This window comes from Streptomyces sp. NPDC060027 (assembly GCF_042737005.1).
Lineage (GTDB): Bacteria > Actinomycetota > Actinomycetes > Streptomycetales > Streptomycetaceae > Streptomyces.
The window spans coordinates 1-2,030 of sequence record NZ_JBHWVI010000433.1 but is presented as its reverse complement, the minus strand read 5'-3'; the positions used below and the strand labels follow the sequence as shown (position 1 = coordinate 2,030).

Annotated in this window: 1 protein-coding gene and 1 pseudogene; both read left to right on the top strand. The window is 74.6% G+C overall.

The genetic code is table 11. The features are described from left to right. A pseudogene (locus ACFWBT_RS42740) lies at positions 1-344 on the top strand (hypothetical protein); the annotation flags it as partial. Positions 345-463: 119 nt separating this feature from the next. Next, on the top strand, positions 464-1,942 hold the full coding sequence (hemG, locus tag ACFWBT_RS42735) for a protoporphyrinogen oxidase (protein ID WP_385710172.1): 1,479 nt from the start codon (positions 464-466) through the stop codon (positions 1,940-1,942). Positions 1,943-2,030: the final 88 nt, after the last annotated feature.

Sequence of the window (2,030 nt, the reverse complement as noted above, 5' to 3'; positions counted from 1 at the left end):
AGCGTGAACTCACCCTGGCCGACGGCACCCGCACCCGCGTCGCCGACCTCCTGCACACCGCACACGGCCTCCTCATCACCACCGACACCAACACCGGCAGCGGCAGCGGCAGCGGCACCGGCACGGCGGCGGGACAGCCCGCGTACCAGCTCCCCGGCCGGCTCCCCGACCGGGTCGACCTCGTCACCGGGACCTGGACCCCCGCCCCCCACCCCGGCCCCGACCATGCCCTGGACGCGGTCCTCATCCGCCCCGACGGCTACGTCGCCTGGACCTCCCCCGGCACCACCGACGACCTCACCCAGGCCCTGGAACGCTGGTTCACCGCCCAAGACCGGCCCTAGCCCTAGGAGCTCTCGACCGGGGGTCCAAGGCCCCCGGCCAGACTGCCAAAACCTGCTCCGACGCCGGGCGCCGGCGCCGGGACGGCCTCTACGACACTAACCATGAAGGATCTGGTGGAATGGCTGGCACCGAACGGGATCAGGCGAGTGGAAAGCCCCATGTGGTCATCATCGGGGGTGGTATCGCGGGACTGGCGGCGGCGTTCTATCTGCGCAACGAGCCGGTCCGGGTGACGGTCCTGGAGGGATCGTCACGGATCGGCGGGAAGCTGTCGGTCTCCGAGGTGGCGGGGGTCGCGGTCGACGAGGGCGCCGAATCGCTGTACGCCAACCGCCGCAAGACCACCGGGCTGGTCAAGGAGACCGGGCTCGGTGAGCGGATCATGTCGGCGGGCGTCACCGCGTCGGCGATCTGGACCAGGGGCGCGGTCCGGCAGCAGCCGGACCGTCAGTTCATGGGCGTGCCCTGCGACATGGACGGCCTCGCCCGCTCCGGGGTGCTGTCCGCGGCGGGAGTCGACCGGGCCCGCCAGGACCTGGTGCTCGCGCCGTCCGAGCGGGACGGCGACGTCTCGGTCGCGGCCCATGTCGCGGGACGGCTCGGCCAGGAGGTCGTGGACCGTCTCGTCGACCCGTTCCTCGCCGGGGTGTTCTCCGGCCGTGCCGAGGACCTGTCGTTCGAGGCCACGCTGACCCCGCTGGCCAAGGCCTCCCGCGCGCACGTCTCGCTCGCGGACGCGGCGGGCTCGCTGACGCCCCCGCTCGCGCCGGGGGAAAAGCCGCCGCCGGTGAGCGTGGCGACCCTGGCCGGCGGGTTCGGTTCGCTGCCCCCCGCGCTCGTGCGGGAGGTGCTGGCCGCCGCGCCGGACGCGTCCGTGCGCACCGGGGCGAGCGTCCGCACGCTCACCCGCACCGCCGGCGGCTGGCGGCTGGCGGTGGGCCCGGCCGGCGGCCCGGAGCACATCGACGCGGACGCCGTCGTCGTCGCCGTCCCGGCCGGCCCGGCGAGCACCCTGCTCTCCGGGATCTCCGGGATCGCCCCGGCCGTCTCGGCGCTGGCCGACGTCCCGTACGCGAGCGTGGCGATGGTGACGCTCGCCTACCCGCGCGCGGCGTTCCCCGGCGGGCTCTCGGGCCGCGGTTACGCCGCCTACCGGGTGCCGGCGGTGGAGAAGAAGGCCGTCAAGGAGGTCACGTTCACCACCGTGAAGTGGCCGCACCTGGCGGGCGAGGTGGAGATCGTGCGCTGCTCGCTCGGGCGTTTCGGCGAGGAGCACCTGCTGCTGCGCGACGACGCCGATCTCGTCGCGCTGGCGACGGCCGAGCTCGCCGAGGCCACCGGGGTGAGCGGTGTCCCGGTGGCGAGCCGGGTGAGCCGCTGGCCCGACGCCCTGCCGCAGTACACCGTCGGTCACCTGGAGCGGGTGCGGCGCATCCGCGAGGCGGTGGCGGCCCAGCCCGGACTCGCGGTGTGCGGAGCGCTGTACGAGGGGGTGGGCGCCGGGGTGTGCATGGCCACCGCGCGCAAGGCCGCCGACCAGGTCCTGGCCTGGCTGAAGTCGGACGCCGCCGTCCGGTCCGTCGCGGCCGGAGTCTGAGGAGGCCGGTCCGGAGCGCAAGTCCGCCCGGAGCGGGGTGTGTTGAGGGATGAAGAAAAGAAGGGGGGCCGTGCCCGGTGATCGGGCA

Excerpts from the sequence above, each read along its gene's own strand:
- hemG (WP_385710172.1), top strand. The coding sequence starts at position 464 with ATGGCTGGCACCGAACGGGATCAGGCGAGTGGAAAGCCCCATGTGGTC.